Origin of the sequence: Streptomyces sp. NPDC048057 (assembly GCF_040653095.1) — a bacterium.
GTDB lineage: Bacteria > Actinomycetota > Actinomycetes > Streptomycetales > Streptomycetaceae > Streptomyces.
In genome coordinates this window covers 54475-79712 of sequence record NZ_JBEZNF010000025.1, presented here as the reverse complement: position 1 = coordinate 79712, position 25238 = coordinate 54475, and the positions used below count along the sequence as shown (strand labels likewise).

Sequence of the window (25238 nt, the reverse complement as noted above, 5' to 3'; positions counted from 1 at the left end):
CAGGTTTGCGACACCGCGGTCGGCGCGGACGTGGACGTCGGATTCCTGCCGGAGCCCGCAGGCCGTCGCGCGGGGCCCGTGGCCGTGCTCCGTCAGCTCACGCCCCCTCGGCACACGCTGATCACGAGGTACGACTCCCCGACCTCCGGCGGCCTCGTCCACGAGCGGGTGGTGAACCAGTGCAGTCGTCCCCGCCTGATCGCGTGGCGCGGCAGGTGGACGTCGAACGCACCGGTCAGCGCTTCCAGAAGCGGCCGTTCCGCCTGAGCGACGTCCTCCCCCGCACCGAAGAAGCGGTCCGGGTCGAGTGCCTGCGGTATCGCGCCGGTGCGGCGGATCTCTGCGTCCGCGTACGTGAAGGCGTACTGCTCGACGCCGTCCTGCGCGACGGAGAGGTGGAAGAACAGGTCCCCACCGGACCTCAGATCGCCCCACACGGCCACCGCGCGGGTGCCCGCGCTGGCTGCCGCGGCCGGGGAGACGAGGCGCTGCGGGGCGAAGGCCGCGGGGTCCCCGTCGAAGGCGAAGCTCCAGCCGGGGCCGGCCCGGCCGACCGCCATGAGGGCCCTGTCGTCGTAGGACGACAACTCCACCGTCCCGGGGGCCGTTCGGTGTCGGGCTTCGTCGTACGTCATGAGCTCGTCCAGCGCCGTCCCGTTCCCGTCCGCGAGGCGTCCGGGCAGGTCCCGCGGCTGCACGCCCTCGACCAGGACGAACCGGTAGGACGTGCGGTCGCCGTACGGTTCGGGGGTCGCGAGCCACGCCAGGCCGTCCGGGTCGAGTCCGGCCGTCGGCACCGGAGTCTCGCCCGCCTGGCCTCCCCTGGGGGTGGCCAGCAACTCGCGGCCCCGTTCCGGAGTCAGCAGGGGTCCCAGCAGGGGGTCGGCCAGCCAGCCCAGCGGTACCAGGTGGTCCGGGCCCAGCGGTTTCCACTGGGGCAGGGCTGCCATGAACGTCCGCCACGCCCCGTCGGTGTCACCCCCGCGCGCCAACTCCCGCGCTCGTTCGACCGCTTCTCCGAAGGGGCCGTCCGGGGCGTACCGGTGGGTGGCGGTGCGCATCTGCGCCGCGGGGCCCGTCAGCATCTCGTGCGCGTAGCGCGGGTCGGTCGCCACGCCCCGGAAGGTCACCGTGGAGGTCTGACCGAGCAGGCTGCGTATCTGGTCGCCCAGCCCCGCGGCCCGCGGTCTGCCGTACTCGTTCGCCTCGTCCAACGCGGCCAGGGCCCCCTCCCAGTCGCCGCGCAACGCGTCCAGCCGGGCCTGCGCCATGGTGGCGTCCAAGGCGCGCGTCGTGTCGTTGACGAACTCCGGCTCCCCTTCGCCCGAACACGACCGCAGGTTGTGGAACTGCTTGTGCATGTCCCGCATGAACACGGCGAAGTTCGTGAACCGCTCCGGTGGCGCGGCCCGCCAGCCCGCCCAGGTGTACACGGCCCACTCGCCGTCCTCGTCCACGTCCTCGGGGTCCAGGAGGACGTAGGTGGCGTCGGACTCGACGTCGAGCTGGAGCCCGCGCAGCCACAGCTCGGCCTCCCAACGCTCCTCGGGTCCGGTGTCCTCGTCCATGCCCTCCTCGAAGATGTCCGTGAGCCCGGACGCGTTGTCGTGCCAGCGCGCCTCCGCGGTGCCCGCGAGCAGCGACACGAATCCGCCGGCGTGCTGCCATCCGTCGGTGACCTTGAGGAACTCCCGGTACGACGGCGGCATCGGTACGCCGAGACGCTTCTCCATGGCCACGATCCGCTCCTCCGAAGCGGGCGGGAACCCTAACCACCGGGACCGCTGGGCGGCTTCGTCGTCCTCGCGCACCGGCTCCCGCTCGGGCAGGGAGTCCGCCCACTCACCGCTCCATCGGAGCAGGAACGGCCGCCAGTTGAAGGGCGTCGGGCCCGTCGTGTTCGTCGTGTTCGTCATGCGTTTGATGCTGTCAGTGACCACTGACAGTGCCGTCGAGGGCCGGACGCCCACCCCGCTGCGCAACGGGGCTGCCCGGACGGGCACGGCTCTGCTACCGTGCCACGCATGTTCCCCTTCCGTGTTTAGGAGCCAGTGCCGACCGCGCCCGTCGAGGCGCGGTTTCCGCTGCCCTGAACACGTTTGAGTGCCGCCGGTGCGGCGCTGTCTCCGAGGGACATCATCATGTCTTCGTCTTCCACGGCCCCTTCGTATGCGGCTGTGTTGCGCACCCGCTACGCCTGCCGCACCTTCGGTGCGGCCCTGTTGGGCCGGCTCTCCTATGGAATGGTCTCGCTGTCGCTGGTGTTGGCGGTCAAAGAGGCCACCGACTCCTACGCCGTGGCCGGCACCGTCACGGCGCTGTTCGCGCTGACCAGCGTCTTCCTCTCGCCGACCCGGGCCGCGCTGGTCGACCGGTACGGGCCGCGCCGGGCACTGCTCCCCATGTCCGTCGCCTATGCGCTGTTGCTGACCGCGCTGGCCTTCGCGACGTCCTGGCCGGGCGCTTCGGGCGTTCTGCTCGGGATCCTGGCGGTGCCCGCCGGCGCGTGCACGCCGCCGCTCGGGCCGGTGATGCGGACGGTCTGGAGCGATCTGCTGCCCGACCGGCAGATGTTGCAGCGCGCGTACAGTCTCGACGCCGTTGCCGAGGAACTCCTCTTCGTCACGGGTCCGTTGCTGGTGGGGCTGCTGGTGCAGGTCTCCACGGCGTCGGTCGGACTCGGGATGAGCGCGGCGCTCGTCCTGACCGGAACGCTCGCCCTGGTCTCGTCGCCGGCGGTCCGCGCCTGGGTCGGCCGCAAGAGGGCTCCCGACGGGCCGGCGCCCGCCGATGGGGCCGCTGCCGAGGCGCAGCCCGCCGCGTCGTCGCGCCGGCTGCTGTGGGATGCCCCCGGGCTGCGGCAGGCGGTCGTCGTCTCCGGCGCCGTGGGCATCTGTCTGGGCGCGTTCGAGTTCCTGGTGATCGCCTTCGCCGACGCGCATCACGAGCCCGCGGCGGTCGCCTGGATCCTGGCCGCGCTGTGCGGGGGCAGCGCCATCGGCGGCCTGGTCTACGGGGCCGTCTCGTGGCGCGCCTCCAGCAGGGTGCGGTTGGCGTCCGTCGCGGGGGCCCTCGGGCTGACGCTGGCCGCGACGGGGCTGTCCCCCCATCCGTACGTGCTCATCGTGTGGGCGGCGCTCGGGGGGCTGTTCGTCGCCCCGGCCATCTCCACCGCCTATCTGATCGCCGACGAGAGCGCCACTGCGGCCACCCGCACCCAGGCGGGTGCGTGGGTCAACACCGCGTTCAACGCCGGTTCGGCGGGGGCGACGGCCGCCGTGGGGCTTCTGGTGGGCCGTCTTCCCCTGTCCGTGTGCTTCGCGCTGGCCGCGGTGCCGGTCGTGGCGTCCGCGGCGACGGCCCTGCACCGGCCGCGCCGTCCCGCTCCCGACTCGGGCGCCTCGCCGGCGTCGAAGGGGGCGCAGGCACCGGGCGCGGAACGGCAGACGTCCGTCAAGAAGTGAACGACCCGGTCCCAGTGGTTCCGTCCGTGCGCCCCGCGAGCCCGTCGGTCCAGGTCCGGACCGCTCGGGCCGTGGTGGCGGCGTGGTCCTCCACGATCGTCCAGTGGTCGCCCGGGACCTCCGCGGTGTCGTACGAACCGGGCCAGGGCGCCTGTCCCGGACGCCCGATCGGGGCGTCGCCGTCGGCGGCGCGGATCACCAGGGCGGGTACGTCGAACGGGTCAAGGGGTTCGGGATGCCAGCCGCGGAGCATCTGGGTGTAGGAGCCGAACGCGGTCAGGGCCATGTCGTCCACCGCCGTGTCGAACTCCGTTCCCATCGCCAGGGCCATCCGGGCGGGCAGGGCGAGCAGCCACGGCTCGTCCTCCCGTTCGGGGGTCACGTGGTGGCTGTCGAGGAGGACCAGACCGGCCGGCGGGGTGCCGGTGGCCGCGAGCCGGGCGGCGACCGCGTGGGCCGGGCAGCCGCCCATCGACCAGCCGACGAGGACGGGGCGGCGCCCGCCCAACCGTTCGCGCAGGGTGGCCGTGTGCAGGTCCACCAGGGTCGACCAGTCGCGCGGCGCCGCGTCGCCCGAGGCGATCCCCGGGTGCCGCACCTCCAGTACGTCCCGGTCGTCCTCGAAGTGGCGGGCGAACGCGGCGTACCAGGGCCTGCCGAGGGTCGGGGAGAAGCCGGGGAAGCACACCAGCGGCGGCCGGTCCGGTTCGCCCTTGGCCAGGTGGAGCGGGTCCACGGCGTGCGCGGCGGCGTCCTCGGGGCCGAAGCCGGGGACGGCGAGGGAGGCGGTCACGAGCAGGTGCATCGCCGAGACGACGTCCCCCGTCGCGCACACGCGGCGGTAGAGGGAGGCGAGGGTCTGGGGGGACCGGGTCGCCGCGGGGCGCGCCGGCTCGGCGGCGGCCCCGCCCTGCGGGGGCGGTGCCTCGGACAGCCGGGTGAGCAGGTGGTCCGTCAGCTGCTGGCAGGTCGGCAGGTCGAAGGTGAGGGTGGGCGGCAGGTCCAGGCCGGTCAGCAGGCCCAGCCGGTTGCGCAGTTGTACGGCGGCCAGGGAGTCGAGGCCGAGTTCGCCGAGGGCGCGGTTGGGCGTGACGGCGGCGGCGCCCCTGTGTCCGAGCACGTCGGCGACGGCCTCGCGGACCAGGGCGAGCAGGGCGGGAGCGCGGTCGGCGGCGGGCAGTTGCGCCAGTCGTCCGTGCCAGGCGCCGGGCGTCTCGTCCGGCACCGGGCCGGTGTCCTCGGAGCGGGTGGCGACCTTGGCCGGCGGAGGGACGAGGTCGTGCAGGGGCGGCGGGACGGCGCGGCGGGACCGGGAGGCCGTCGGGTCCAGCGGCAGCGGCGCGAGGACGGGCTCCCCCGTCGTCAGGGCGGCGTCGAACAGCGCAAGACCCTCGGCCGCGGTGACGGCCCGGAGCACGCCGTCGTCCGTCCGGCCGGTGCGGGCGGCCATGCCCCCGCCGCCCGCTCCCCACGGTCCCCACGCCAGCGACAGCGCGGGCAGTCCCCGGGCCGTACGGTGCAGCGCGAGGGCGTCGAGGAAGGAGTTCGCGGCGGCGTAGCCGGCCTGGCCGGGGTTGCCGAGGAGGCCCGCCGCCGAGGAGAAGAGCACGAACCGGGCGAGGGGCAGGTCCTCCGTCAGCTCGTGCAGGTGCCAGGCCGCGTCCGCCTTCGGGCGCAGGACGGCCGCGATGCGGTCGGGTGTCTGTCCTTCCAGCACGCCGTCGTCGAGGACGCCCGCCGTGTGCACCACGGCCGTCAGGTCGGCGCCGTGCTCGGCGATCAGCCGGGCCAGTGCGGAGCGGTCGGCGGCGTCGCAGGCGACCACGTCGACCCGGGCGCCGGTCTGCTCGATGCGTTCCACCAACTCCCGTGCGCCGGGGGCGTCCGGGCCGCTGCGGCTGGTGAGCAGCAGTCGCCGTACGCCGTGACGCTCCGACAGATGGCCGGCGAGCAGGGCGCCGAGGGCTCCCGTGCCGCCGGTGATCAGCACCGTGCCGTCGGCCGGGAACGTGCCAGCCGGCGCGGGCCCGGCCGGTGCCGGTCGGGTCAGCCGGGGTACGTGCACCGTGCCGGCACGGACCGCGAGTTGGGGTTCGTCGCTCGCCAGGACGGCCGACAGCCGGTGCAGGGACTCCGGGTGGTCGTCGACGTCGAAGAGGGCGAGGCGGCCGGGGTATTCGGACTGGGCGCTGCGCGCCAGCCCCCAGACGGCGGCGGCGGGCAGGTCCGGGTCCGGTCCGGTGGCGCCGCGGGTCACCAGGACCAGGCGCGTTCCCGGGGCCAGGGCGGGCAGTCGACCGCGCAGCAACTCCAGGGCGCGGGTGACCAGGTCGTGCGCGGCGGCCGTCGGGTCCGCGGCCGGGCCGGGCGGGGCCAGTGACACGACGATGGGGACGGGGACGGGCGCACCGCCGCCGGGCGGCACGGACCGCATCGCGTCGGGGAGCGCCGTCGCCAGGCCGAGGTCGTCCGGCGTGCTCATCTCCCAGGTGGTCGGGGGTGGTTGTGCCCCGCCGAGAGGCTTCCACTGCGGCCGGTACAGCGGCTCGGGCCGGGGCGCGGCGCCGGCGTCGCTCACCGGGCGGGTGGTCAGTTCTGCCACCCGCAGCACCGGCCGTCCGGCGGGGTCCGTGAGGTCCGCCGCAACGGTGTGGTCCCCGGTGGGCCGCAGCCGGACCCGTACGGCGGTGGCACCGGCGGCGTGCCGACCGACGCCCCGCAGGGCGAACGGCAGCCGACCGGTCCCGGCCGGCCGTCCCGGTTCCGCGGGGAGCAGCAGCGAGGCGTGCAGGGCGGCGTCGAAGAGGGCGGGGTGGAGGTCGTAGCGCTGCGCGTCGGCTCCGGTGTCGTCGGGGAGGCGTACGTCGGCGAGCAGGTCGTCGCCGTGCCGCCACAGCGCCCGTACGCAGCGGAACGCCGTGCCGTACGCGTGCCCCGCCGCGGCCAGGCGCTCGTACGCCCCGGTCAGGTCGACGGGCACGGCGTCGGCGGGCGGCCAGGACTCCTCGTCGCCGGGCGCCCGGTCGGGGTCTGCGGTCGAAGGGCCGAGACGGCCGGTGGCGTGGTGGGTCCAGGCACCGAGGGGGCCGTCGTCCCCGGGGCGCGCGTGCACGTCGACGGTCCTGCGGCCGGAGGGGTCCGGTGCGCCGAGCGCCACCTGCACCTCGACGTGCCCGTCGGGGCCGGGCAGGTGCAGCGGGAGGAGCAGCGTCAGCTCTTCCAACTCCCCCAGGTCGCAGGTGGCGCCGGTGGTGAGGGCGAGGTCGGCGAGCACGGTGGCGGGCACCAGCACCCGGCCGTGCACGACGTGGTCGCGCAGCCAGGGCTGCCCGGCTTCCGACAGTCGGCCGGTGCTCAGCAGGCGGTCCGTGTCGGGCAGGCTCGTGGTCGTGGTCAGCACGGGGTGGCCGGTGGTGGGCGCGGTCGGGTGGGCGGGACCCGTGGCGGTGGCGTCGGGCACCGCCAGCCAGTGGCGGGCGCGCTGGAAGGGGTAGGTGGGCAGGTCGATCCGCCGGGCGGGCGGGCCGGAGTGCCCGCGTCGGACGGCTTCCCAGTCGACGGGGATGCCGTGCACGTGCAGCCGGGCGAGGGCCGTCAGGAGGGTGCCGGGCTCCGGGTGGCCGCGCCTGGTCGTCGCGGTGAACACCCGGTCCCCGACCTCCCCGACGGTGCTCAGCGCGGCCGAGGTGAGGTGGGCGGCGGGGCCGACTTCGAGGAAGGCGCTCACCCCCGCCTCGTCGGCGAGGTGGCGTACGGCGTCGGCGAAGCGCACCGGCCGGCGGGCGTGCCGGACCCAGTAGTCCGCCGAGCGCAGGTCGTCTCCGGTGGCGGGGCGTCCGGTGAGGGTGGAGACGACGGGGATGCGGGGCTCGTGGAACGCGACGCGCGACGCGGCCCCGGCGAGGCCGGTCAACACCGGTTCGACCAGCGGGGAGTGGAAGGCGTGGTGGGTGCCCAGGCGTTCGGTGCGGTGGCCGCGGGCGGCGAAGGTCAGCGCGACCGCCGCCACCGCCGGCTCCGCCCCGGAGACGACGATCGACCGGGGGCCGTTCACCGCGGCGATCGCCACCGGCCCGGCCGCCGCGGGAGTCCTCTGGAGTTCGGCCGTCACCTCGTCCTCGGTGGCGTCCAGGACGACCATGGCGCCGTCGGCCGGCAGTCGCTGCATCAGCCGGCCCCGGGCGGCGACCAGGTCGACGGCGCCGTCCTCGGTGAGGACGCCGGCCACATGGGCCGCGGCCAGCTCACCGACGGAGTGGCCGGCCAGGACGTCGGGCCGTACTCCCCAGGAGGCGAGCAGCCGGAACAGGGCGACCTCGAACGCGAACAGGCCGGCCTGGGCGACGTCGGTCCGGTCGAGGGCGTCGGCGTCCCGGCCCGGCGCGGGCCACAGGCTCTCGCGCAGCGGCCGGTCCCCCACGCCGACGGCGTCGAACCGGGCGCACAGCGCGTCGAAGGCGTCGGCGAAGACCGGGTGCGCGGCGTGCAGTTCCCGGCCGAGGCCCGGGCGTAGTGAGCCCTGGCCGGTGAAGAGCAGGGCCAGCCGGGGCGCCGTGCGGACCGGGGCGGGGGCCGTCGTCGCGGCGGCGAGCCGGTCCAGTTCGCCCAGCAGTGCGACACGGTCGTGGGCGGGCACCGCCGCCCGGTGGCGGAGCGCGGCGCGGGTGGTGGCAGCCGAGAACACCACGTCCCCGAGGGGCTGTTCGGGCCGTTCCCGAAGGAAGGCGGCGGTGCGCCGGGCCTGGGCGCGCAGGGCGTCCGCGTCGGCGCCGGACAGCAGGAACGGCAGTTGCGCGGCGGCCGGCCCGTGCTCGCCGTCGGCTGCCGCGTCCCGCTCCGCGGCGACCTCCTCCAGGATGACGTGCGCGTTGGTGCCGCCGATGCCGAAGGCGGACACCGCGGCGCGGCGCGGCTGGCCGGGCGCGGGCCGCCACGGCTGCTCCCGGGTCAGGGGGCGGAGGGCGCCGGAGGCCCAGTCGACCCCGGGGGACGGCTCGTCGAGGTGCAGCGTGCGCGGCAGCACGCCGTGCCGCATCGCGAGCACGGTCTTGATGACTCCGGCGACACCGGCCGCGGCCTGGGTGTGTCCGAGGTTGGACTTGAGGGAGCCGAGCCACAGGGGGCGGTCGGCCGGGCGCTCGGGCCCGTAGGCGGCGAGGAGCGCCCGGGCCTCGATGGGGTCGCCGAGGGGGGTTCCGGTGCCGTGGGCCTCCACGGCGTCGATGTCGGCCGGGGTGAGCCCCGCGGACGCCAGCGCGTCGGCGATCAGCCGCTCCTGGGCGGATCCGCTGGGCGCGGTCAGGCCGTTGGACGCGCCGTCCCCGTTGACGGCGGAGCCGCGGAGCACGGCGAGCACCGGGTGTCCGTTGCGCCGTGCGTCGGAGAGCCGTTCCAGCAGGACCAGTCCGATGCCCTCGCCCCAGGCGGTGCCGTCGGCGGCGGCGGAGAACGGCTTGCAGCGGCCGTCCGGGGCGAGCCCGCGCAGCCTGCTGAACGCGACGAACGGCGCCGGGCTGGCCATGACGGTGGCGCCGCCGGCGACGGCGAGGGAGCACTGCCCCGAACGCAGCGCCCGCGCCGCCCAGTCCATGGCGACCAGCGACGAGGAGCAGGCGGTGTCCACGGTCACCGCGGGCCCCTCCAGGCCGAGGGTGTAGGAGATGCGTCCGGACGCCACGCTGCCGGCGGAGCCGAGCGCGAGGTGGGCCTCCTGCTCGTGGCCGCCCCGGTGCAGCAGTCGGCCGGCGTAGTCGCCGTGCATCACGCCGACGAAGACGCCGGTGTCGCTGCCGCGCAGGGCGGTGGGGGCGATGCCCGCCCGTTCCACCACCTCCCAGGCGGTCTCCAGGAGCAGCCGTTGCTGGGGGTCGGTGGCCCGTGCCTCCCGGGGCGACAGGCCGAAGAAGGCGGCGTCGAAGTCGGCGGCGCGGCGCAGGAATCCGCCGCGCCGGGTGGTCGAGGTGCCGGGCCGGTCGGGGTCGGGGTCGTACAGGGAGGCCAGGTCCCAGCCGCGGTCGGCGGGGAACGCGGAGGTGGCGTCGGCGCCGTCGGCGAGCAGCCGCCACAGCTCCTCCGGCGTACGGACGTCGTCGACGGGTCCCGGGAAGCGGCAGGCCATCGCGACGACGGCCACCGGTTCGTCGGGCACCCGGGCCGCCCCGCGCCCGTCGGCCGGGCGGGCCTGCGGGCGCGGGGCGCCGAGCAGCGCGTCGGACACGAAGTCGGCGACCGCGCCGGGGGTCGGCCGGTCGAAGACCAGGGTCGGGGGCAGGTCGAGTCCGGTGGCCGCGGTGAGCCCGTCGCGCAGCAGTACGCCCTGGAGGGAGCCGAGTCCCCGGTCGGCGAAGGTCTGCGCGGGGTCGGGCTCGCCGGCCCGGGCGTCGTCCGCCGCGGGCGTGGCGTCGAGGACGAGCCGCAGCACCGCGCGGCGCCGTTCGGCGGCGGGCAGGGCGAGCAGCCTGGCGCGCAGTTCGGCGCGGGTGTGCGCGCGGTCGTGTGCGCGGGCCTCGGCCAGCAGGGCGGCGAGCACGGTGCGTCGGACCTTGCCGGAGGAGGTACGGGGCAGGGGTGCGCTCGTGCGGAACTCGTCCGGCACCTTGAACGCGGACAGCCGCCGGCGGCACGCGGCCCGCAGCTCCGCGACGTCGATCCCCTGCGGGCCGGGGACGACGAACGCGACCGGGACCTCTCCCAGCACGTCGTGGCGGCGGCCGACGACGGCCGCGTCCGCGACGCCGGGGCAGGACAGCAACACCTTTTCCACGTCGACCGGGTTGACGTTCTGGCCGCCGCGGATGATCAGGTCGACCGCGCGCCCGGTGACCCGCAGCCCGCCGTCCGGGGTGCGGTGGCCGAGGTCGCCGGTGCGGTACCAGCCGTCCCGCAGCGCCTGCGCCGTGCTGTCGGGGCGGTCGTGGTATCCGGTCATCAGACCGGGGCCGCGCACCCAGATCTCGCCCTCGTCGCCGTCCGCGACGGTGTCCCCCGACGTCGGGTGGGTGATCTTCACGTCCATGCCGGGCAGCGGGCGCGGCACCCGGTCCGGGCCCGGTGCGCCGGGCAGGGCGAGCGTGATCTTGCCGCTGGCCTCGGTGGAGCCGTAGCCGTCGAGCAGCGGGGCGCCCAGCAACTCCTCCGTCGCGGCGAGCAGTTCGACCGGGCAGGGCGCTCCCCCGGTGAGGCAGACCCGCAGTCCGCCGGGGAGCGGTGGGGCCTCGCGCACCGCGCTCACCAGCAGGTGGTACGTGGCCGGTACGCCGGCCAGCATCGTGAAGGGCTCGTCCGACGGCTGGCGCCGCAGGGCTTCCGCGACGTCCACGCCCCGGTCCAGGAGGTGGGCGCTCGCGCCGGTGGCGACCACCGCGACGAGGCACAGCGACTGCGCGTAGGCGTGGTGCAGCGGCAGCGGCCACAGCAGCCGGTCCCGTTCGGACATGCCGAGGAGCGGTGCGTAGGCGGCGGCGGTGGACCACAGCAGGGCCCGCTGGGTCGTCACCGCGCCCTTGCGGGTGCCGGTGGTGCCGGAGGTGTAGAGGATCCACGCCGGCTCGTCGAGCCCGAGGTCGTCGCGCGGCGGCTCAGGGGCGTCGGTGCCGGCGAGGTGCTCGTACGGCACGGTCTGCGCGGGCTGCTCGGAGTGCGGTGCCGGCGGGCCCACGAGGACGCTGGCCCGCAGCCGGGGCCGGTCGTGCGCCGCCCGCTCCAGGCGCGCGAGGAGCGGCGCCTCGGCCACGGCCGCCACCGCGCCGCTGTCGGCGAGGACGTGGGCCAGCTCGTCGTCGGCGGCCCCCGGGTCCAGGGGCACGCCGACGGCGCCGGCCCGCAGGGCCGCGAGGAAGCCCTCCACCATCTCCAGCCGGCTGGGCAGACAGAGCAGCACCCGGTCTCCGCGGCGGACCCCGAGCCGGGCCAGATGGCCCGCGAGGCGGGCCGTGCGACGTTCCAACTCGGCCCAAGTAACGGACCGTTGTCCGGCGCTGAAGGCCGTGCGTCCCGCGCCGCGGGCGGCGTGCGCCCGTAGCGCCTCGGCCAACGGACGGACCAGTTCCGTGTGAACTTCCGCCATGCGCACCCCTCTTGCCGTCCCGGTCCCGACGCTCAACGACTATAGGCTCCAGGCGCGTTCGAACCGGGCCGGCACCCTATCCCCGAAGTGCGCATTTCTTGACGTCAGGTGGCGTGCACCGGGTCCACCGGGTGCTGGGCCAGGGCGTGCACCGTGACGTCCATCCAGGGCCACACCGGCAGCGAGGAGATGATCGCGTGCAGCTCCGTGGGGTCGGCGGCCCGCCACAGCCCCCAGTTCTCGGTGCGGCCGGGCACCCGCCACATGCGCACGAGGTGGCCTGCTTCGGCGAGTTCGGCGGCGCGGCGGCGCTCGGCGGTGGAGACGGCGTCCTTGTGGGCGGGGTCCATGTCGTGGGGCCAGACGATGTGGATGTTGACGAGGAATTCCATGGTGTCCTCTCCGGACGGGGCGGGGTGTGGGATGCGGGGATCGACGGGGTGGGGGCGGTCAGTCGCCGAAGGGGTCGACGGGGGTGCCGTGCTCGGTGACGACCGACTTGGTCTGGAGGAACTCCTGGACGGCTTCGAGGCCGTTCTCCCGGCCGAGGCCGGACTGCTTGTGGCCGCCGAACGGCACGGACCAGTGCAGCAGGCGGTAGGTGTTGACCCACACGACGCCGGCGTCCAGCCGGCCGGCCAGCCGGTGGGCGCGGGCTGCGTCCCGCGTCCACACCCCGGCGGCGAGGCCGTACTCCAGGGAGTTGGCGAGGGTGACGGCCTCGTCCTCGGTGGTGAAGGGCTGGACGGTGGCGACCGGGCCGAAGACCTCCTCGCGGCAGACCGCCATCTCGGACCGCACGCCGGCGAGGACCGTCGGCAGGTACCAGAAGCCGCCCTCGGCGTCGGGGCGGCGGCCCCCGGTCACGGCCCGGGCGCCGTCGCGCACCGCTCCGTCGACGTAACCCTCGACGCGGGCGAGCGCCGCCGCCGACGCGAGGGGGCCGACCTGGGTGCGCGGGTCCCTCGGGTCGCCCACCCGCAGCCCGCCCACGGCCCGGGCGAACCGGGCCAGGAACTCCTCGTACACCTCGGCCTGGACGAGGAGGCGCGAGCCGGCGACGCAGGTCTGTCCGGCGGCGGAGAAGGCGCCCTGGCGGGCCGCGGTCACGGCGGCGTCGAGGTCGGCGTCGGCGAAGACGACGTGCGCGGACTTGCCGCCGGCCTCGCAGACGTAGCGCTTCATCCGGGCCGCGGCGCGGGCGCCGAGGTCCCGGGCGACGGCGGTGCTGCCGGTGAAGGTGACCATCGCGACGTCGGGGTGGTCGGTGAGCAGCCGGGCCTCCTCGGCTCCCCCGATGACCGTGTTGACGACACCGGGCGGCAGACCCGCCTCCAGGGCGAGTTCGGCGAGGCGGACGGAGGACGCGGGGGCCTGCGGCGGGGGCTTGAGGACGACGGTGTTGCCGGCGGCGAGCGCGGGGGCCAGCTTCCAGGACCCCAGGGACAGCGCGCCGTTGAACGGGGTCAGGGCCGCGACCACGCCGAGCGGCTCCTGGCGGATCACCGCGTGCGCCGTGGCGCTGAGGGCGCGGGCCCGGTCCTCCAGGGTCTCGGCGACGCCCGCGTAGTAGCGGTACCAGCGGGCGAGGGCGGACACCTCGCCCCGCGTGGCGGCCAGCGGCTTGCCGTTGGCGAGGGTCTCCAGGGCGGCGAGTTCGTCCCGGTGGTCGGTGAGCACGTCGCCCAGGCGGTGGAGCAGATCGGCGCGGGCGTGCTGGGGCAGCCCGCCCCAGGACGGCGCGAGCAGTGCGCCGCGGGCCGCGGCGACCGCGGTGTCGACGGCGGCGGCGTCCTGGTGCGCGGTGCCCCAGGTCTCCCCCGTCGCGGGGTCCACCAGGGGGACCGCCGTGCCGCCGGCGGCCGTCCGGCGGCCGCCGGCGAACGACGTCCACACCGGGGCGGTCGGGGTGGCGCGGCTGTCGGATCGGGTCATCGTGCCGGGTTCCTTTCGGTCAGTGCGGCGCGCAGTTCGGGCGCCGCGTGGTGGTGGCAGGCCACGGTGCTGCCCTGCACCTCGGTCGGCGGCGGGGCTTCGGTGCGGCAGAGGTCGGTGGCGAAGGGGCAGGCCCGCTGGAAGCGGCAGCCGGGCGGCGGGTCGGCGGGGTCGGGCGGTTCGGTGCGGATGCGGGTCCCGGCGCCGGGCGCGGGCGCCCGGGGGTCGGGCAGGGGCACGGCGGCGAGCAGGGAGTGGGTGTAGGGGTGGCGGGGCGCGGCGAACACCTCGGCGCAGGGCCCGCTCTCCATGACGCGACCGCCGTACATGACGACGACGTGGTCGGAGATGTGTCGGACCACGCTCATGTCGTGGGAGATGAAGAGGAAGCTCAGGTCGCCGTCGTGGCAGAGGTCCTTGAGGAGGTTGACGATCTGGCCCTGGACGCTGACGTCGAGCGCGGAGACGATCTCGTCGCAGACGACGATGCGGGGTTCGACGGCGAGGGCGCGGGCGATGGCGGCCCGCTGGCGCTGTCCGCCGGAGAGTTCGTGCGGATGGCGGTCGGCGAGTTCGGGGGCGAGTCCGACGTGGCCGAGCAGTTCGACGGCGCGGGCCGCGGCCTCCTCCCGGGGGACGGTGCGGTGGACGTGGACGACCTCGCGGACGGTGGCGCCGATCGTCATCCGCGGGTTGAGGCTGGCGTACGGGTCCTGGTGGACGATCTGGACCGTGCGGGGCAGGGACTTGTCGGCGCGGAGTTCGGCGAGGGGCCGGCCCTCGATGAGGACGCGTCCCGCGGCGACCGGGGAGAGGCCGACCAGGGCGCGCCCGGTGGTGGTCTTGCCGCTGCCGCTCTCGCCGACGACCGCGACGATGCTGCGGGCGGGGACCGTGAAGGAGACGCCGTCCACGGCGCGCACGGTGCCGGTGGTGCGGCGCAGCACTCCGGTGCGGACGGGGAAGCGCACCTCCAGTTCCTCGACGGTGACGGCGGCGGGCGGCGCGGCGGTGCTCATGCGGGTGCTCCTGCGGGGTGCGGCTCGCCGGCGGCGGGCGCGGGGTAGGGGCAGCGGACCTCGTGGGCGGAGTCGGCGGCGGGCGCGCCGGGCGCCGCGATGAGGAGGGGTACGGAGTCGGCGCAGTCGGGGCGCGCTTCGGCGCAGCGCGGCTGGAAGGCGCAGCCGGGCAGCGGCGAGGCGGGGTGGGGCGGGAAGCCGGGGATGGCGGGCAGTCGGTCCACCTGGCGGTCCATCCGGGGGACGGAGGCCATCAGGGCGCGGGTGTAGGGGTGGGCCGGGTGGTCGAAGAGTTCGGTGGTGGGGGCGGATTCCACGATCCGGCCGCCGTACATGACGGCGATGTGGTCGGTCACCCCGGCGACGACGCCCAGGTCGTGGGTGATGAGGACGAGTGCCGTGCGCAGTTCCCGACGGAGGCGGTCGATCAGGCCGAGGACCTGGGCCTGGATGGTGACGTCCAGGGCGGTGGTGGGTTCGTCGGCGATCAGGAGGCGGGGTTCACGGCTGACGGCCATGGCGATGAGGACGCGTTGGCGCATGCCGCCGGAGAGCTGGTGGGGGTGGCTGCGGAGCCGTTCGCGCGGGCCGGGAATGCCGACGAGGTCGAGGAGTTCCGCGCACCGCGCGACGGCGGCGCGACGGCCGTAGCCGTCGTAGCGGATCAGGGGTTCGGCCATCTGACGGCCGATGGTCATGGCGGGGTTGAGGGCGGACAGGGCGTCCTGGGAGACCAGGGCGATGCCGCTGCCCCGTACCTCCCGCAGCTGCTTCGGGGTGAGCCGGGTGAGGTCGCGGCCGTCGAAGGAGATCCGGCCGGACACCTCGGCGCCCTCGTGGCCGAGGAGTCCGAGGACGGCCAGCACGGTCTGGCTCTTGCCGCAGCCCGACTCCCCGACGATGCCGAGGGACCCGCCTTCGGCGACGCGGAAGGAGACGTCCCTGACGGTCTGCACCGGGGCGGCGCCGGTGCGGTCGCGGTAGGCGACTTGGAGGTGTTCCACTTCGAGGACGGACACGTCGGTGCCTCTCCCTAGGCGAGCTTGATCTTGGGGTTGAAATACGCCTGGAGGACGTCCACCAGGAAGTTGATGAGGACGAAGGCGATGGCGATCATCAGGATTCCGCCCTGGACGAGGGGGATGTCCCGGGTGGACACGGCCTGGTGGAGCGCGAGGCCGAGGCCGGGCCAGGAGAAGACGGTCTCGGTGAGCACCGCGCCGCTGAGCAGGAAGCCGGCCTGGAGTCCGATGACGGTGATGACGGCGGGCATCGCGTTGGGCAGGACGTGGCGGGTGATGACGCGGAACTCGCCGACGCCGCGGGAGCGGGCGGTGCGCACGTAGTCGTTGCCGATCACCTCCAGGACCGCGGAGCGGGTCATCCGGGCGATCACCGCGAGGGACCAGGCCGCCAGGGTGATCACCGGCAGCACCAGGTGGGCGGCGACGTCGAGGAATCCGCCGCCTCCGCCGATGGAGGTCATGCCGGTGGCGGGGAGCATCCGCAGTTGGAGCGCGAAGACGACGATCAGCACCAGGCCGAACCAGAACGAGGGCACGGAGTTGAAGAAGAGGACGAGGACGTTCAGTCCGCGGTCCCGCAGGGAGCCCGGCTTCATCGCGGCCCAGGTGCCGATCGCCACGCCGAGGACGGTGGCGAGGACGATCGCGGTGCCGGAGAGCAGGGCGGTGTTGAGCAGCCGGTCGGAGAGCACCTCGGACACGGGCCGGCCGAAGGACAGGGAGCGCCCGAGGTCGCCGCCGAGGAGGTTGCCGAGGTAGGTGAAGTAGCGGGAGAGGGCGGGTTCGTCGAGGCCGAGGTCCGCCCGGAGGGCTTGGCGGTCCTCCTCGGTGGAGGTGGGTCCGAGCAGGGCGGTCGCCTGGTCGCCGGGGATGATCTGGCCGAGCCCGAAGGTGGCGACGGTCACCCCGAGGACGACGGGGATCATCTGGAGCGCCCGGCGCAGGGTGAAGGTCAGCATGGCGCGTCTCCTGGACTGTTCACGATCGGCTCCACCGGGTGCGGAGGATGCCGGGGCTGTCGCTGCTGGCGGACCGCTTCTGACGGCTGCGGGGGTCGAGCCGGTCCCGTACGCCGTCGCCGAGGAGGTTGAACCCCACGGCCAGGACGACGATCACGAGTCCGGGGACGGTCGCCACGTGGGGCGAGGTGACCAGCAGGGCACGGCCGCCGCTGAGCATCTGGCCCCAGTCGGGGGCGGGCGGTTGGGCGCCGAGGCCGAGGAAGGCGAGGCTGGCGCCGAGGATGACGTTGCGTCCGGTCTGGAGGGTGGCGAAGACGACCAGGGGGCCGAGGAGGTTGGGGGTGATGTGGCGCAGCGCGATCCGGCGGTGGCCGTAGCCGAGGGCCGCTGCGGCTTCGACGTAGGTCTCCTGGCGCAGGGACACCGCGCTGCCGCGGACGATGCGGCCGAACTCGGGGACGGTGACCACGACCATGGCGATGACCATGGAGGTGAGCCCGGGGCCGAGGGCGACCCCGATGCCGAGGGCGAGCAGGATGCCGGGGAAGGAGAACATCACGTCGAACACGCGCATCAGCACGCTGTCGAGCCAGCCGCCGACGTAGCCGGCGAGGAGGCCGAGGAGCCCGCCGATCAGCAGGGCGAGCAGGGTCGGGACGACCGCGACCAGCAGGGCGAGCCGGGCGCCGTGCATCAGTCGGCTCAGCACGTCCCGGCCGACCTCGTCGGTGCCGAGGAGGTGTCCGTCGCTGAGCGGGCCGAGGCCGATCGCGGCCGGGTCGGTGGCGAGCGGGTCGGCGGGCGCGAGCCAGGGGGCGAACAGGGCGACCAGGACGGTGAGGGCGACGATGCAGCCGCCGACGGCCGTCGCGGCGTTGCCGCCGCGGACCGCCCGCAGACGGGCGCGCCAAGGGGTGCGGGGTGTTGCTGGTGTTGCGGGTGCCGCAGTGGCCTTCATGGCAGGGCTCTCCTCACCGGCGGCGGATGGTCGTGTAGTCGATGTAGACGGACGGGGCCGGGGCGACGCCGTCGACCTTGCGGCTGAGCAGCCGCGGCAGCCGGTCCTGGTAGAGGAAGACCCAGGGCGCGTCGACCGCGATGGCGTCCGCGGCCCGGCGGTACAGCTCCGTCCGGGTCCCTTCGTGGGGCTCGGCGCGGGCCTCGTCGAGGAGGGCGTCCACGGCGGGGTTGCGGTACCAGCCGCGGTTCACTCCGTTGGGCGGGTGGAGCGTGCCGCCGAACATCCGCTCCAGGAAGTCGGCGGCGTCCGCGCCGGTGGTCCAGCCGTTGAAGGAGCCGTGGACACCCTTCTTGTATCCGGCGCCCTCCTCGGCGACGAGCGAGGCGAACTCCATGTACTGGACGTCCAGCTTGACGCCGACCGCTTTGAGGTCCTGCTGGATCAGCGACATGATCTCGGTGGCCTGGGAGAAGCCGGGGCCGCTGTCGGGGGCGAGGAGCCGCAGCCGTACGGGGGTGGGCACGCCGCTCTCGGCGATCAGGCGCTTGGCGAGGGCGGGGTCGTGGGCGTAGCGGCCGTCGGCGGCCGGGTCTGCTCGGTACGCCTCGTTGCCGCGCGGCAGGGGGCCGTGCGAGGGCGCGACCTGGCCGGCGGTGAGGGTGGCGATGGCCTCCCGGTCCACGGCGTGGTTGAGGGCCCGGCGCACCAGGGCGTTGTCGGTGGGGGCGGTACGGGTGTTGAGCCGCAGGAAGTACTGGTTGGCGGGCTCCGGGTACTGGACCGTCATCGTGCCCTGGCCGGCGAGTTGCCGCACCTGTTGGGCGCCGGCGCTGAGGATCGCGTCCACCTCGCCGGTCTGGGCGGCGATGGCCAGGGTGGTGGGGTCGCTGACGGATTCCACGATGATGGACTCGGTCCGCGGGACGCCGCCCCAGTAGGAGTCGTTGCGCTGGAGCGTGATCCGCTTGCCGTGGTCGGCCTCCCGCTGTCGGTAGGGGCCGGTGCCGACGGGGTTCAGGCCGATGTCGTCGGGGGCGTGGGCGCGCAGGGCGGCCGGGCTGACGAGGGACATGCGCCGGTCGGTGAGCAGCCGGAGCAGTCCGGCGTACGGCTTGGTGAGCCGCAGGGTGACCGCGTGCTCCCCAGTGACGTCGACGCGGTCGATCCAGCGGCTGAGGAACTTCATGTTGCCGGCCGCGGTGGCGTCGTACACCGGTGACTTCTTGTCGAGGATCCGGTCGAAGTTGGTCTTCACGGCGGCGGCGTCGAAGGGGGTGCCGTCGCTGAAGGTGACGTCCTTGCGCAGGGCGAGGGCGTACGTGCGGGCGTCCGGGGACACCTGCCAGGAGGTGGCGAGGGCGGGCCGCAGCGCGGGCGCGCCGTCGGTCTCGGTGCTGAGGTCCTCGCGGACGAGGGGGTCGAAGAGGGCGTCGACGACGCGCAGGCCGACGGTGCCCGAGAGCCGGTGCGGATCGAGTACGGGGATCTCCCCCTCGGCTCCGATGACCAGGGTGTCCCGGTCGCGGCCGAAGGTGGCCGGCGAGGCGCAGCCGGTGAGCAGCAGCACGGCGGCTACCAGGGTGCCGAGGGCGCGGCGCAGGGGCGGGCCCGTGCGGTGGGTGGGTCTCATGGGTGCGGCCTTTGCTCGTGGGCGAGATCGCCGAGGACCGTCGTGGCGGCGTTCCTGCCGGGCGTGCCGGTGACGTATCCCCCGGGCCAGGTGCCGCTGCCGCCGAGGTAGAAGCCGCGCAGCGGGGTGCGGTAGCCGGCGAGGGCGGGGTGGGGGCGGGCGCCGAAGAGCGCGGCGGGGAGCATGTCGCCGTGGGTGATGTTGCTGCCGACCAGGCCGAGTTCGGCCTCGATGTCGACGGGGTTCATGAAGCGGTGGTCCACGATCCGGTCGGCGATGCCGGGCATCAGGGCGTCGAGCCGGGCGACGCAGCGGCGGCCGAACTCCTCGGTGCGCTGCTCGTTCCAGGGGCCGTCGTGCGGGCGGTGGGGCGCGTGCCAGGCGTTGACGCTGATCAGCTGGGTGGTGCCGGGGGTGAGTCCGGGAGAGGTGAGGGTGGGGGTCAGGCCCCACATCAGGGGTTCGTCCGAAGCGCGTCCCTCCCGTGCGGCGCGCACGGCCCGTTCGATCTCGGCGAGGGAGGAGCCGAAGCGGAACTGGCAGGTGCGCACCGCGTCGGGGTCGGCGTCCTTCGGCAGCCCGGCGTACGGGGGCAGGGAGTCGACTTCCAGCACCAGCTTGAAGGCGGAGCCCCGCATGGGGGTCCGCAGCACGTGCTCCCGGACGTCGGGGTCCATCGCGCCGTCGTCGAGGAGGTCGCGGAAGAGGTGGACGGGGTTGACGGTGGAGATCACCCGGGGTGCGGTGAACTCCTCGCCGGCGGGGGTGACGACGCCGCGCACGCCGAGCGGTCCGTGGAGCACCCGGGCCACGGGGGTGTCGGTGTGCACGTCCACCCCGTGTTCCCGGCAGGCGCCCGTCAGGGCGTCGACGATGGCGCTCATCGAGCCGACGGGGAGTCCGGTGGAGCCGCGGAGCGCAGTGCGCTCCGCGGCGTCCGGGGCGCTGCCGCCGGCGGCGGCGAGCGCGAAGGGGCGCATCATCAGGCCCACGGCGGTGCCCGGGGCGGACGGCGGGACGAGTTGGGCGTTCAGCGCGAGCAGTGCCAGCAGGGCCTTCGCCCGGTCGGACCGCAGGTGTTCGTCGAGCAGTTCGGTGAGACCGCCGTCGAAGACCGCGTTGAAGAGTCGTAGGTCCGCCGGATCGGACAAACGTTTCTTCAGGAGGTCCGGGGTCGGTGGCGGGGTGTCGAGCCGGACCCCGAGACGGGCGCCGAGGCGTTCCAGTCCGGCGATCAGAGCGCGGTAGCGGGCGGCCTCGCCGGGGGCGAAGGCGTCCAGTTGGGCGTCCACCCTGGCCTGGTCGCGCCAGCCGACGAAGCACCCCTCGTCGAAGTGGTGGACCACCGTCGGGTCGACCCGGACGAACCGCAGCCCGTGGCGCGCCAGGCCCAGCTCGGCGACGACGGCCGGGTTGAGCGAGCCCGGCGAGTTGGTGAAGGCGAGGCGGCGCCCCGGCAGGAACTCGTACCCCCCGCAGGGCCCGCCCGGCGTCGACCGCGCTTCCAGTAGCGCCACCTTCATCCCCGCGCGTCCCAGGTAGGCGGCGGTCACCAGTCCGTTGTGGCCACCGCCGACGACGACTGCGTCGTACTGGTTCATCTGCGCCCCGCCCTCCTGCTGCCGTGGCCGCGCATCTCAGCTCCGGGGTGCGGCGGTGAAGCCGGCCTCGAAGAAGTCCGCCCAGTTCCCGCCGGAGATCCGCTCGACCTCGGCGGCGGTGAACCCGCGCTCCAGCAGCCGCTGCCGCACCACGGCGTACCCGCGGCCCGCCGCGTACCAGTCGGGGAACTCGACCGGGCCGGAGATGGGGACCATCGGCTTGCGGCTCCACCGGCCCTGCCGCCACCAGTGCAGTTCCTCGTCGCCCTGCCCCGCGTAGTAGTCGGAGCCGAATCCGACGTGCTCCACGCCGATGAGGTCGACGGTGTGGGCGACCATGTCGCAGAAGCGGTCCACCGTGCAGTTGACGCCGTCGGGGGCGATCCGCGGGTACATGCTCAGCCCCACCACCCCGCCCGAGGCGGCGGTCTGCTTGAGGACGGTGTCGGACTTGTTGCGGAGTGCGAGTTCCACGTCCTCGCCGACGAAGGCGCGGGGGTTGGCGTGGGTGACGGCCACGGGCCGCTCGGACGCCTCGATGGCCTCCAGCGAGGTGCGCTCGTTGCAGTGCGAGATGTCGACGACCATGCCGACCTGGTTCATCTCCCGGATGAGGTTGATCCCGTAGGTCCGGGAGAGCCCGGCGTCCTCGCCCTCCCAGCAGCCGGCGCCGGCGGAGTTCTGGGTGTTGTACGTGAGCTGGGCGATCCGCACGCCGGCCTGGTGGAAGGCGCCGACGAGGTCGAGGTCGTCCTCGAAGGGGCTGCTGTTCTGGAAGCCGAGGACGACGGCGGTCCGGCCCTCCTGCGCGGCGCGGTGGAGGTCGGCGGCGGAGCGGCCCTCGCACAGGAGGTCCGCGTTCTCGGCGAGCAGGCGCTGCCAGCGGCCCACTTCGCGCATGGTCTCGGTGGAGTCCTCCCAGATCGCGACGGTGGCGTGGATCGCCGTGATGCCGGCGGCGTGCCACTCCTCGAAGCGCTCCCGGGACGGCTTGACGAACTGCAGTGCGTCGACGAGCACGACGTGCTCCTCCTCAGGTTTCGGTGGGTACGGGTGAGGGCCGGCTGCCCGGCCGGGAGCCGCGCGGTCAGCAGTCGGCGATCGAGCCGAGCCGGCCCAGCGCGGGGAGTTCGTCGCGCAGCCCGAGCAGGCGCAGCGCGCGCCATAGCGACGCCTGGTTGCTGGTGACCACCGGCACCCCGGTGTCCAACTCCAGGTAGGGCAGCACCTCGAAGGTGCGGAAGGTGCCGCAGGAGATCAGCAGGGCGTCCGCGTCGGGCGCGGCGCGGTTCAGGCGGCGGCCCAGCCGGTAGGCGCTGTCGGCGTCGTGGACGCTGGCCTCGTACGGGTCGGTGATCTGGAGCCCCTCGACGACCGGGACCTCGAAGCCGACGGCGGTGAGGTAGGCGCGCAGGGCCTCGTTGACCTCGTCGGTGTAGATGCTGCCGACGGCGACCGAGGTCGCGCCGACCGCGCGCAGGGCGTCGACCTGCGCCTGCATCATGGTGAGGGCGGGGATCCCGGTCTCCTCGGTGATCTCCGCGGTCACCTTCTCGTCGGTGCCGGGGCCGGGGATGAAGGTGCCGGGGGCACCGCACTGCACGATGAGGTCCACCTTCGCCGTGGCGAGTTGCCGCGACGCCTCCAGCACCTGGGACATCATCGTCTCCAAGCCTTCGGCGTCCACCCTTGGGACGATGGTCCGGGCGTCGGCGAAGGCCACCCCCACGGGGGCGACGGAGCGCCATTCTTCGGCACCTTCGATCGCGGTCGCCGGACGAATCTGCCCAATACGGGCGCGCCAGCCAAGCATCATACGGATCGGCTCCTCATGGTTGTCGTCCGAGCGGCCCGCGGGAGCGCGGGGTGGTGGTGTCGGACGGTGGAATCGCTGCGGCGTGCGGGTCCAGGAGGGGCGGGGCGGCGCTACCGGGGTCCGCCGTGCGGAGCGCCCCACCCGATCTGGGACAGTGGACCAGATCTGTTGGGACAACGTACCCACGGCTTTCGGAGCGGGTCAATGGGCAGGACGGAAGCAATGAATGCGCCATATCGCGCCGGTGTTCCGGCCAGCGCGGGCGCGGGGGTTCAGATGCGCGGCAACGGCGCGCGCCAGGCACCTGGCAGGCGTGAACCGCCCACCGGCTACGGGAAGGCGTCAACCACGGTGCGGGGACGGGCCGTTCACAGCGACGAAGGCCCCTCGGCGGGGCCTCCGCGGCCGGCTCAGGGGTGCGTCAGGCGGGCTGGCGCCAGCGGACGGTGATCTCGGCGGCGGCGGTCCGCAGGACCGGTACCAGTTCGGCCATGCGCTCGTCGGTCATCCGCGCCTCGGGCCCGTAAATGCTCAGCGCAGCGACGACGCCGCCCTGGACGCCGAGGGGAACCGCGACGCCGCAACCGCCGGCGATCCACTCCGCCCGGCTGATCGCGTACCCCTGCTGCCGCACCGCGTCGATCCGCGCCACCACGGCATCGACGTCCACTTCCACGTCGACGTCGCCGCCCGCGTGCTCCTCCACCAGCTGACGGGCCCGCTCGGGCGCCAGCATGGACAGCAGGATCCGCCCGGTCGCCCCGGAGAAGAGCGAGTAGGGCCGTCCCACACCGGTGATCAGACGCAGCGGCTGGGGGCTCTCCGCCTCGTAGACGGTCACCCGGCGGCCGTCCACGATCGTGGAGACGCACGCCGTCTCGCCGGTCAGCGCGGCGATCCGGGACGCCGTGGCCGAAGAGGCCCCGACGAGGTCGCTGTTGGCCGTGTGCCGCCACGCGAGCGTGAGCGCCGCGGGGCCGATGACGTACTTGCGGGTGCTCTCGTCCGCGACGGCGAGCCCCTCGCGCTCCAGCGACACGAGGATGCGCTGCACGGAACTCTTGCTGATCGCCAGGTCCCGGCTCAGCTCCCGCACCCCGCGCGCCCGATCGGCCTCGGCGATGGCCTTGAGCACCTGGATGGCGTGGTCGACGATCTGCACCGTGCCCGCGGCGCGCGCACCGGTGCCGGACGGGTCGCCCTGCGCGCCGTGACCGGCGGGCCGACGGCCGGCGTCTTCGGGGGCCGCGGAATCAGGTGCTGTCGCCATGGAACGCGGCAATCTCCCTCATGAGCACGGGCAGGAACACGACGGAGCGCGTCGCGGGGACGGGCGGGACGGCCCGCCGGACTCCGCGCTTCACCAAAACCGCAGTATCACACAGCCGGTACGGGCCCTGACAATGCCGCGGAGGGCAAGACCGGTGGTGGGACCACGTTCCCCCTGCCGGGACCGATGATTCCCCTGCCGTCGGACGGTCGACACCTCCGTGGGCAACCGCCCGCGGGGATATGGAGTGGGAGCAGTTCCGTGGGGCAACTGATCGTGGTCAATTTCGTGTCGCTTGACGGCGTCATGCAGTCGGTCCTGTCCGCTGACGAGGACCGGGACGGCGGGTTCGACGAGGGCGGCTGGGTGCTGCGGTACGTCGACGACGAGGTGGAGCGGTTCATGAGCGGGGCCACCGCCGGCGCCGGTGCGCTGCTCCTGGGCCGGCGGACGTACGAGATCTTCGCCGGCACCTGGCCGTACGCCGACATGGCCGACCCGGCGGTGGCGGCGATGAACGCGATGCCCAAGTACGTCGCCTCCCGCACCCTCAAGGACCTCTCGTGGGCGAACTCCGCCCTCCTCGGCGCCGACCTGGTGGCGGAGGTCGGCCGGATCACGGCGGCGACGGAGTCGGAGACCGTGGTGCTGGGCAGCGGCGACCTGCTGCGGACGCTGATCGAGCACGACCTCGTCGACGAGTACCGCCTGCTGGTCTTCCCGCTCCTCCTGGGCGACGGCAAGAAGCTCTTCGCCGACGGCCGGCCCGCGCGCCGGCTGACCCTGACGGCCACGCGGTCGACTCCGTCGGGCGTCCTGATCAACACCTACCGCCGCGGCTTGGGCGCGTAGGCCCGTCCGCGAGGTCCCGTCGGCTGCGCTGCGCCTCTGGCGGAGCCGCCGTGGCTCTGCGGGAGTGTTGGCCTCCACCGGGCCGCGGGCCATCACCGCACAACCCTCACGGCGGCACCGCGCGCCCAGGGGCCCCGCAGGCAGTAGGCGTCGACGGGCACGGGGGGTGCCTCTGTGTCTTTCAGCAATGGGTTGGCGGGCGAGTCCGAGGAGGGCCTGGGTGTGGGCTTTGCCGCGGGCTCGCTGCCGGTCGTCGTAGGTGCGTGGGGCGAGGTCGGCGTTCATGCAGGCGAAGGCAGAGAGGAACATGGCGCGTTTGAGCTGCCGATTTCCGCCTCGTGGTGCGTTTTCACCGTGGATCGGGGTCAGGACCGGGTGAAGAGGGCGAGCCTCCAACAGGCTGCTGATCTGGGCCTCCAGGGCCCTGCACACGTCGTTGGAGGTGCGGGTGCCCTGGGCCGCGAGGTCCTGGTCGAAGCCGGTCAGGACGGTGAGTTCGGCGGTGATCTCGTCGGTCAGTGCGATGGAGCGCAAGGCGCGGGCCATGGTGCGGGCGGCGTCCGCGATGACCGCTGCGCCCTTCGCGTCGGTCATCGCCTCGCCCGAATGGAGGTCGGCGATCCGCCGCTTCGCGGACG

At 74.5% G+C, this 25238-nt stretch carries 15 protein-coding genes and 1 pseudogene; 2 read left to right on the top strand and 14 right to left on the bottom strand.

Features of this window, described 5'->3' with window-relative positions; translation table 11 throughout:
• Positions 1–92: 92 nt before the first annotated feature.
• Positions 93–1916 carry an SMI1/KNR4 family protein gene (locus AB0E05_RS27210; RefSeq protein WP_361968066.1) on the bottom strand — a complete coding sequence of 608 codons (1824 nt, stop codon included), beginning with the start codon at positions 1914–1916 and terminating at the stop codon, positions 93–95.
• Positions 1917–2141: 225 nt separating this feature from the next.
• On the opposite strand from AB0E05_RS27210, the gene AB0E05_RS27205 reads away from it, so the two are divergent.
• A complete protein-coding gene (locus AB0E05_RS27205; protein WP_361968064.1) occupies positions 2142–3464 on the top strand; it encodes an MFS transporter in 1323 nt (440 codons plus the stop codon).
• Here AB0E05_RS27205 and AB0E05_RS27200 read toward each other — a convergent pair.
• From AB0E05_RS27200 to AB0E05_RS27145, 12 genes are all read right to left on the bottom strand, one after another.
• Positions 3454–11529, bottom strand: coding sequence for a type I polyketide synthase (locus AB0E05_RS27200; RefSeq protein WP_361968062.1), 8076 nt, complete (start codon positions 11527–11529; stop codon positions 3454–3456). The two genes, AB0E05_RS27205 and AB0E05_RS27200, sit on opposite strands and share 11 nt — an antisense overlap.
• A 104-nt stretch (positions 11530–11633) precedes the next feature.
• Entirely contained in the window at positions 11634–11921 is a 288-nt protein-coding gene (locus tag AB0E05_RS27195) for a muconolactone Delta-isomerase family protein (protein ID WP_361968060.1), read from the bottom strand.
• Between the two features lie 58 nt (positions 11922–11979).
• The gene (locus tag AB0E05_RS27190; RefSeq protein WP_361968058.1) at positions 11980–13464 is read right to left on the bottom strand and encodes an aldehyde dehydrogenase family protein; all 1485 of its coding nucleotides are present in this window, start codon (positions 13462–13464) and stop codon (positions 11980–11982) included.
• Positions 13461–14483 carry an oligopeptide/dipeptide ABC transporter ATP-binding protein gene (locus AB0E05_RS27185; RefSeq protein ID WP_361968056.1) on the bottom strand — a complete coding sequence of 341 codons (1023 nt, stop codon included), beginning with the start codon at positions 14481–14483 and terminating at the stop codon, positions 13461–13463. The genes AB0E05_RS27190 and AB0E05_RS27185 overlap by 4 nt, the downstream gene beginning before the upstream one ends.
• A complete protein-coding gene (locus tag AB0E05_RS27180) occupies positions 14480–15502 on the bottom strand; it encodes an ABC transporter ATP-binding protein (protein ID WP_361968054.1) in 1023 nt (340 codons plus the stop codon). The genes AB0E05_RS27185 and AB0E05_RS27180 overlap by 4 nt, the downstream gene beginning before the upstream one ends.
• A gap of 14 nt (positions 15503–15516) precedes the next feature.
• Positions 15517–16467 carry an ABC transporter permease gene (locus tag AB0E05_RS27175; protein ID WP_361968052.1) on the bottom strand — a complete coding sequence of 317 codons (951 nt, stop codon included), beginning with the start codon at positions 16465–16467 and terminating at the stop codon, positions 15517–15519.
• 19 nt (positions 16468–16486) lie between these two features.
• A complete protein-coding gene (locus AB0E05_RS27170) occupies positions 16487–17428 on the bottom strand; it encodes an ABC transporter permease (RefSeq protein WP_361968050.1) in 942 nt (313 codons plus the stop codon).
• 13 nt (positions 17429–17441) lie between these two features.
• The gene (locus AB0E05_RS27165; protein ID WP_361968048.1) at positions 17442–19061 is read right to left on the bottom strand and encodes an ABC transporter substrate-binding protein; all 1620 of its coding nucleotides are present in this window, start codon (positions 19059–19061) and stop codon (positions 17442–17444) included.
• Positions 19058–20662 (bottom strand): NAD(P)/FAD-dependent oxidoreductase, encoded by a 1605-nt coding sequence (locus AB0E05_RS27160; protein WP_361968046.1) that lies wholly within the window; start codon positions 20660–20662, stop codon positions 19058–19060. The genes AB0E05_RS27165 and AB0E05_RS27160 overlap by 4 nt, the downstream gene beginning before the upstream one ends.
• Before the next feature lie 36 nt (positions 20663–20698).
• On the bottom strand, positions 20699–21682 hold the full coding sequence (locus AB0E05_RS27155) for a membrane dipeptidase (protein ID WP_361968044.1): 984 nt from the start codon (positions 21680–21682) through the stop codon (positions 20699–20701).
• A 67-nt stretch (positions 21683–21749) separates the two neighbouring features.
• Positions 21750–22478 (bottom strand): aspartate/glutamate racemase family protein, encoded by a 729-nt coding sequence (locus tag AB0E05_RS27150; RefSeq protein WP_361968042.1) that lies wholly within the window; start codon positions 22476–22478, stop codon positions 21750–21752.
• A 421-nt stretch (positions 22479–22899) separates the two neighbouring features.
• A complete protein-coding gene (locus AB0E05_RS27145; RefSeq protein WP_361968040.1) occupies positions 22900–23748 on the bottom strand; it encodes an IclR family transcriptional regulator in 849 nt (282 codons plus the stop codon).
• A gap of 261 nt (positions 23749–24009) precedes the next feature.
• Between AB0E05_RS27145 and AB0E05_RS27140 the strand changes: the two genes are divergently transcribed.
• Positions 24010–24600, top strand: coding sequence for a dihydrofolate reductase family protein (locus AB0E05_RS27140; protein ID WP_361968038.1), 591 nt, complete (start codon positions 24010–24012; stop codon positions 24598–24600).
• A gap of 192 nt (positions 24601–24792) precedes the next feature.
• On the opposite strand, the pseudogene AB0E05_RS27135 reads toward AB0E05_RS27140, so the two are convergent.
• Positions 24793–25233: pseudogene (locus AB0E05_RS27135) on the bottom strand (transposase); the annotation flags it as partial.
• Positions 25234–25238: the final 5 nt, after the last annotated feature.